Annotated in this window: 7 protein-coding genes; 2 read left to right on the forward strand and 5 right to left on the reverse strand. The window is 72.6% G+C overall.

The features are described from left to right. Positions 1-163 precede the first annotated feature (163 nt). The 5 genes from LCE31_RS00430 to LCE31_RS00450 all read right to left on the reverse strand — a co-directional run bounded on the left by LCE31_RS00430 (position 164) and on the right by LCE31_RS00450 (position 4011). Positions 164-1213 carry an NAD-dependent epimerase/dehydratase family protein gene (locus tag LCE31_RS00430; protein ID WP_225011762.1) on the reverse strand — a complete coding sequence of 350 codons (1050 nt, stop codon included), beginning with the start codon at positions 1211-1213 and terminating at the stop codon, positions 164-166. A 100-nt stretch (positions 1214-1313) separates the two neighbouring features. Next, complete coding sequence (locus LCE31_RS00435; RefSeq protein WP_225011763.1) at positions 1314-2042, reverse strand: lysophospholipid acyltransferase family protein; 729 nt, start codon at positions 2040-2042, stop codon at positions 1314-1316. 283 nt (positions 2043-2325) lie between these two features. Next, the gene (locus LCE31_RS00440; protein WP_225011764.1) at positions 2326-2892 is read right to left on the reverse strand and encodes a YbhB/YbcL family Raf kinase inhibitor-like protein; all 567 of its coding nucleotides are present in this window, start codon (positions 2890-2892) and stop codon (positions 2326-2328) included. Next, complete coding sequence (locus LCE31_RS00445; RefSeq protein WP_225011765.1) at positions 2889-3455, reverse strand: isochorismatase family cysteine hydrolase; 567 nt, start codon at positions 3453-3455, stop codon at positions 2889-2891. The genes LCE31_RS00440 and LCE31_RS00445 overlap by 4 nt, the downstream gene beginning before the upstream one ends. A gap of 118 nt (positions 3456-3573) precedes the next feature. Further along, entirely contained in the window at positions 3574-4011 is a 438-nt protein-coding gene (locus LCE31_RS00450; RefSeq protein ID WP_225011766.1) for a MarR family winged helix-turn-helix transcriptional regulator, read from the reverse strand. 226 nt (positions 4012-4237) lie between these two features. On the opposite strand from LCE31_RS00450, the gene LCE31_RS00455 reads away from it, so the two are divergent. Together LCE31_RS00455 and LCE31_RS00460 are read left to right on the forward strand one after the other, a co-directional pair. Beyond that, positions 4238-4900, forward strand: coding sequence for a TetR-like C-terminal domain-containing protein (locus tag LCE31_RS00455; protein ID WP_308042155.1), 663 nt, complete (start codon positions 4238-4240; stop codon positions 4898-4900). A gap of 91 nt (positions 4901-4991) precedes the next feature. After that, complete coding sequence (locus LCE31_RS00460) at positions 4992-7457, forward strand: DHA2 family efflux MFS transporter permease subunit (RefSeq protein WP_374118367.1); 2466 nt, start codon at positions 4992-4994, stop codon at positions 7455-7457. The last annotated feature ends 134 nt before the right edge of the window (positions 7458-7591 follow it).

Below are 7591 nucleotides of genomic sequence, written 5' to 3' on the forward strand. Positions count from 1 at the left end.
CCCCGGGGCGCGCGCCGCCGCCCGCGCGGACCCCCCCCCCCCCCCCCACCCCCCCCGCCCCGCCCCCCCCCCCCCCCCCCCCCCCCCCCGGGCCCGGCCCCCCCCCCCCCCCCCCCCCCCCGGGGCCGGGTCGTTGGGGGAAGTTGTCTTCAGCGTGACGCCGTCAGTTGCGCCCGGCGAGCCACGCGTCCTCCGCCGCGTAGTCGAAGAGGCCCTCCCCGTACGACCGCCGCATCACGGGAAACGCGTCCCGCCAGTCCCCGTGGTCCGCCAGCCGGGCCGTGAGGAAGGCGACCGTCTCCGGCAGCGACGCGGCGTAGTCCGTCACCGGGCGGTAGCCGAGCTCCCGCTCGGCCGCGGTCATGTCCTGCACCATCGGGTACGGCAACGACCACGGTGTGTCCCCGACACCGTCGGCTCCCGGCGTCCCCTCCATCAGCACCGTTCGCGTGTCGCTTCCCATCACCGCGTCGATGGCCGCGGCGATCTCGGCGACACTCGGCGCGTCGGGGTCCACCGCGTTCAGTACGCGCGAGCCCGGCCTGCGCGCGGCGAGCCTGATCAGCTCCGCGATGTTGGACACGTGCGCCGTGTGGAAACGGCTGGCGCCGCCGTACGACAGGACACGGTGGCTGCGGCCGTCGAGCACCCGCTTCACGAAGTACAGCTCGCGCGGCGCGCGGCAGTGCGCCCCATGGACGGCGCCGGCCCGCAACACCGTGGCGGGCAGCACCTCCCCGGCCGCCGCGAGACGCTGTTCGAGCCGCGCCTTCCTGGTGCTGTACGAGCCGCCGCCGGGCGCCACCGTCCGCTGCGACTCCGGTATCGGCACCGGATAGCGGGGGGCGCCTTCGGGTTCCGCCTGCGTGTCGAAGCCCCGGCCCCGATCGTCCTCGTACACCGCCGCGCTGGAGACGACCACCGCGGAGCCGACCCGGCCGGCCGCCGCGAGCGCGGCCAACTGGTCGGCGTGCTCGCCGTCGTAGGCCACCAGGTCCACCACGACGTCGCAGCCGTCCCCGACCACGGCGGCGAGCGCCGCGTCGTCCGCGCGGTCCAGTCGTACGGTGCGCACCCCGGCGGGCCACGCGTCGTCCAGGCCGCCGCCGCGCGAGGCGGCCGTCACCTCCCACCCGTCCCGTGCGAGCGCCCCGACAGCGGCGCGCCCGATCTGTCCTGCGGCGCCGATCACTACCACGTTTCCCTTGGCCATGCCGGGCACGCTAGAGGTCGCGCACCCCCGCCACCAGTGCTGTTCGCGCTGCGCGGATACGCTGTCGGAGGCCAGTGCGCCGGGGCCGCGCCGCCGGGAATCAGTGGCGGCGGGGGAGTGGGAGCCGCCGGCGTCGGGCCGCGGGTCCGGCCTGCTCCGCCTTGACGGCGGCCGCGTACCGGTCCACGTACTCCTGCCCCGACAGGCCGAGGATCGCGTACATGATCTCGTCGGTCACGGCGCGGACGGCGGCCTTCTCGCCGTCGAGCCCCGCGTACCGCGAGAAGTCCAGCGGCTCCCCGAACCGGATGGTGACCCTGCCGCCGTCGATCCTCGGCAACTTCCGCCCCGGCGGCTGGAGTTCGAACGTACCGAGCATGGCGCACGGCACCACCGGCACACCGGCCCGGATCGCCATCACGGCGACCCCGACCTTCCCCTTGTACAGGCGGCCGTCGTGCGAGCGCGTCCCCTCCGGGTAGATGCCGAGCAGCTCGCCTCTGGCCAGCACGCCCAGCCCCTCGGCGATCGCGGCCTGCCCGGCGCTGCGGCCCGACCTGTCCACCGGGATCTGCCCGGCACCGCGGAAGAAGAAGGCGGTCAGCCGGCCCTTGGGGCCCCGCCCCGTGAAGTACTCCGCCTTGGCGAGGAAGGTGATGCGCCGCCGGAGGATCGCGGGCATCAGCAGGTGGTCGGAGAAGGACAGGTGGTTGCCCGCGATGATCGCCGCCCCGTGCGCGGGCACATGGCGCAGGCCCTCGATACGCGGCCGGAACAGCATCCGCAGCGGCGGGCCGAGCAGGACGTACTTGAGGATGTAGTAGAACACTGCCGTCCCCCCGCTCTACCGGATCGGCCCGCGACCGTAGTGCCGGGGGCCCATCCGGTGATCCGTCGGCTCCGTCGACGTACACCCGCGCTTCGTACACGCACGCGTCACACACCCACGCTCCGTATACCCATGCTTCGTATACCCACGGGCGGTGCGAATCGTCCTGTGCGGACGTGCGGACGTGCGGACGTGGACGTGCGGACGTGTGGGCCGGTCATGGCGGTGTACGCGGCGAGGCGGGCGCCCTGCGTCGGCGTCCACCTGGGTCCGGGCGGACGAGTCAGCGTTCGAAGACGCCGGTCAGCCGGGCCCGGCCGAGGACGGGCGCGGTGACGGCGGACAGCACCGCGCGGGGCCGTGCCCGGTCCACCGGCGTCGCGGTGTCGTCCACGGGCGCCCCGAGGGCGAACAGCTGGAAGACGTAGCGGTGCGGTCCGTGGCCCTTGATGGGAGCGGGTCCGTGGTAGCCCCTTCCGATGGTGGAGCGGAGCACCCGCACCCCGGCCGCGGGCTGCCGTCCGCTCAGGGCGCCGGGGGCGAGATGTCCGGACGACGGGTCGATCAGGGCGGCGCAGTGCACGGCGGGCCTGGTCAGCGGGACGTCGATGTCCTCCACGACCAGGAGGAGTTGGACGGTCCCCCCGGGCGGCCGGGTCCAGGCCAAGTGGGGGGATGTGTCGTCGCCGCCGATGTTCCTCGCGCAGTGCTCCAGCGGCATGGTCCCGCCGTCGCCGAAGCGGTCGCTCGTGAGGGACAGCACTTCGGGGCCCCGCAGGTTGGGCAGGTTCCAGGCGGTGTGCGCGTCGCCTGCCCTGCGCTTGTTCAGGAGCCGGCCGAGCAGGGTCATCGGGTGGCCTCGGTCCTGTCGGTGATCTCGGCCGTGGTGGCGGTCTCGCCGAGCTTCGGGAAGACGCGCTCGACGCTGTGCCGGTGCGCGTCGTCGTCCGGGTCGCACATGGCGTCGGTGGCCAGGACGACGTGGTAGCCGTGGTCGGAGGCCGAGCGTGCGGTCGACTCGACGCCCGCGCTGGTGGAGATGCCTGCGAGCACGACCTGGGTGACGCCCAGATCCCGCAGGAGGGTGTCGAGGCCGGTGTCGTGGAACGCGCTGCGCCGCCGCTTGGTGACCAGGTGGTCGGTGGGCCGGACGTCGAGTTCGTCGATGAGGTCGGCCCAGCCGGCCGGGGGTGCGGTGCCGCCGCCCGGCCGTCGTGCCTCGGTGCGCCCCGGCGCCCGTCCGGTGACGTTGACCAGGACGACGGGCAGGCCGTGCCGCCTGAACTCGGAGGCCAGACGGGCCGTTTGCTCGACGACAGCGGTGACCCGTTCGCCGGCGTGGGCCGCGACGATGCCTTTCTGCAGGTCGACCACGACGAGCGCGGGTGTGGGATCGATCGTTGTCAGTGTCACGGTGGTGGTTTTCTCCTGTGGTTTTCCGCTGATGGCGGGGGCGGGCGGTGAGGTGGTCCCAGTCGGTGGGGGACCGTTCCGAACTCGCGCCCGGCGAGGGCCTGTTGCCGTGCCGGTCTCAGACGGTCTGCGCCAGTCGCTCCAGCAGTGCCGCGGCGGCCGCGAGTTGCTCCAGCTCCGCCGGGGTGAACGTGCCGCTGGTCAGGGCCCGGGCGATGAGTCCGGTGCGCGCGTCGCGCTTGTTCTTCAGTTCCCGGCGGCCGGCGTCGGTCACCGTCAGCACCGCCCGCCTGCCGTCGTCCGGGTCCTGGCGGCGTTCGACCAGGCCCCGCGCACGCAGCGCGCCGAGTGTCGCTCCCATGGCCTGCGCGGTGATCTGCGCCTCCCGCGCCAGCGCCGAGGAGGTGGTGGGCCCCGAGCGGTCCAGGCGTGACAGGGCGGTCCGCTCCGGAATCGTGAGTCCCTCGACGGGGACGTGGTGCACGCGGCGCACCAGCACACTGACACTGGCCAGCAGGGCTGAGGCGACTCCCTCGGGGTCCGGGTGATCGTTCATGTACTAAGGCTACTTTATAAAGCTGCCTTAGTACATTGCTGGCGTGTGTGGAGTGGAGGGGGCGCACACCGGTCGCCGGTCGGCGCTCCGCTGTGGCACGTAGCATGGTCGCCGGGCCCTCGCAACCCTGTGCGAGAGGGAATCGCTTGCGTTTCGCCGGGGCAGCGCTTACGGTCTTATCGGTACGGAGTCGTTTCGCTAGCATCGGAGAGGGGGAACGGCGACCATGGCCGTGTCGGAGGCGTCCGCCCGTGACGACCAGACGGATATGACGGACGTCGCGGACATCGCGAACGTCATGGACGGCGGACCCTGTCCCCGCCGACGGCGCAGCCGGCTCTCCGCCGAGCGGGAGTCCGAGATCTACACGGGCGTCCTGGCGCTGCTGCGCGAGGGCGGCTACGAGGCTCTCACCATGGACGCGGTGGCTCTGAACACACGGTGCAGCAAGGCGACTCTCTACCGGAAGTGGAGCGGGAAACCTCAGCTCGTGGCCGCTTCCCTCCGGCACAACAGACCGTTCGACTTCGAGGGCCTGGACACCGGAACCCTGGCCGGCGACCTGTACGAGCTGGCCACCCGCATGGGACAAGCGAAGAAGGACACCGACCTTCTGCGGGCCGTGGCGCCCGCGGTGACCAAGGACTCCGACCTCGCGGCGGCCTTCGGTGAGGTGTTGAAACAGGACCACCAAGCCCTCTACAGCATGTTCGACCGGGCCGCCGAGCGCGGCGAGGTCGCCCCCGACTGCCCGGCCCGCGCGTTCCTGCCGCATCTCCTGCTGGGAGCTGTGGTGGCCCGGTCACTCATCGATCTCAAGGAACCGGACCCCATCTATCTTCGGCGGTACGTGGACGCTGTCGTCCTCCCCGCTCTGACTCGCCGCTGAACCGCGAGTCGTCGAGGCGCCGTCACGCCGGCCGTCTGCCCACGCATGACGCGGCGCCGCTCATCCACTGAAAGACCTGGAGGACCCCGGCGTGTCAGTCTCCGCCGTCGATGAACCCGTTGACGCCCCATCCGTCACAACCGCCAAGGAAAGCAGCGATGCCGAGGCGCGCCGGCACCCGCCGAAGCGCTGGTGGGCCCTGGCCGTCATCGGACTCGCCCAGCTCATGGTCGTCCTGGACGCGACCATCGTGAACATCGCACTGCCGTCGGCCCAGAAGGACCTGGGCTTCTCCAACGACGGCCGCCAGTGGGTCATCACCGCGTACTCGCTGGCCTTCGGCAGCCTGCTGCTGCTCGGCGGCCGTCTGGCCGACCTGCTCGGCCGCCGCAGGACATTCATCATCGGCCTGGTCGGGTTCGCCGCCGCGTCCGCGCTCGGCGGCGCGGCGAACGGCTTCACCATGCTGGTCGTGGCGCGTGCGCTGCAAGGTGTGTTCGGCGCCGTACTCGCTCCGTCCGCGATGTCCCTGCTGACCACGACGTTCGTCGATCCGAAGGAGCGGTCCAAGGCCTTCGGTGTCTTCGGCGCGATCGCGGGGTCCGGCGGCGCCATAGGCCTGCTGCTCGGCGGGGTGCTCACCGAGCACCTCGACTGGCGCTGGACTCTCTACGTCAACGACGCCATCGCGGTGTTCGCCGTGATCGGCGCCGCGCTCTTCGTCCGCGCGGCGGTTCCGGCCCAGCGCCCGAAGCTCGACCTGCTCGGGACCGTCCTCGTGGCGGCCGGGCTCTTCGGGGTGGTGTTCGGCTTCGCCAACGCCGAGACGCACAGCTGGAGCGACTGGATGTGCTGGGCGTTCCTGGCCGCCGGCGGTGTGCTGCTCGTCCTGTTCACCGTGTGGGAGACCCGGGCCAAGCACCCGCTCCTGCCGCTGCGCGTGCTGGCCGACCGCAACCGGGCCGCCTCGTACATCAGTGTGTTCATCTCCGGTTCGGGGATGTTCGGCGTCTTCCTCTTCCTCACGTACTACCTGCAGCAGACGCTGCACTACAGCCCGGTCCAGACCGGTCTCGGCTTCCTGCCGATGATCGGGATGCTCATGATCACCGCTCAGCTGGCCACGAACCTGCTGATCCCGAGGATCGGTCCGAAGCCCGTCGTGCCGGTCGGTATGGCCCTGGCCGGAGCGGGCCTGGTCTACCTGACGCGGCTCGACCAGTTCAGCACGTACCCCGCGCACGTGCTGCCGGGACTGCTTCTCATGGGCTTCGGCCTCGGCCTGGTGATGCCGCCCGCGATGAGCCTGGCCACACTCGGTGTGCAGGCGCGGGACCAGGGCGTCGCCTCCGCGACCGTCAACACCATGCAGCAGATCGGCGGTTCCATCGGTACCGCGCTCTTCAACACCATCGCCGCCACCGCTGCCACCAGCTACGCCAAGGACCACATCGGCGAGCGTGACCTGCCGTTGCAGGCAGCGCTCCACAGCTACTCCAGCGCCTACTGGTGGGCCGCCGCGTTCTTCGCCGCGGGCCTGCTCGTCTCAGTGGTCCTCTACCGCCGGGGCCGGCCCGCGGCGCTGGCCCCGGGCGCCCAGAGCACCTTGTCCGAGGCTCCCGCCCCGGCCGCCGCCTCGGCCGCGACCGAAGCTCCGGCGGCACTGGCCGACGCTCCGGTGCACACCCCGGCCCACCACGCCAAGGGGACCCACCGGGCCGCCGAAGCACCGGGTGTCCTCGGCCATGTCCGCGACGCGGCCGGCCGGCCGGTGCAGGGCGCGTCGGTCACACTCATCGACGCGACGGGCCGCCAGATCGCCCGGACCGTCGCGGGCCACGACGGCCACTACGTCCTGCCCCACCCGGGGCCCGGAACGTATGTCGTGATCGGTTCGGCGTCCGGCCTCCAGCCCCACGCGGTCACTGTCACGGTGGGCGACAAGAGCCTGGACGCGGACCTGCTGCTGTCGGGATCGTCCGGCGGGCTGACCGGCACGGTCCGCTCCGCGCACGGCCCGGTCGCGGGTGCCCTGGTGGTGGCGGCCGACCAGTACGGGGACGTGGTCGGTACCGCCACTTCCACGGACTCCGGGTTCTACGAGCTGTCGGGCCTCGCCGCCGGTGTGTACACGCTGGCCGTGACGGCCGACGGCCACCAGCCGGGCGCTCTGGCCGTCGAGTTGGCCGAAGGCGGCCCCGCGTCGTACGACGTGGAGCTCGACCCCGCCGCGTACATCCGCGGCACGGTGCGCAACGCGGGCGGCGCTCCCATGCCGGACACGGTCGTCACCCTCATGGACACCGCGGGGAACGTGCTGACGCGTCAACTGTCCGACAGCGACGGTGCGTACGCCTTCGACGGCGTTCCCACGGGCGACTACACCGTCGTGGCGAACAGCTATCCGCCGCGCGCGGTCCCCTTCTCCCTCGCCAACAGCAGCCGCGCCGAGGTCGACATCGACCTCAGCCACGAGAACCCGGCCCCCGCCCCCCCGGCCGGCGGACAGGGAGCGGGGGAGGCCCGGTACGACCGCGAGGAGTACCGGCACCAGTGACCCGCTTCGCGTCCGGCCCCGCCGGTCACCGGATCTGAAGCACCTCGTAGAAGCCTCGGCGGGGGGGCCGGGGGGGCGCGGGGGGGCGGCCGGGGGGGGGGGCGGCCGCCCCCCCCCCGCGGGCGGGGGGGGGC

Origin of the sequence: Streptomyces sp. 8L (assembly GCF_020176795.1) — a bacterium.
Lineage (GTDB): Bacteria > Actinomycetota > Actinomycetes > Streptomycetales > Streptomycetaceae > Streptomyces.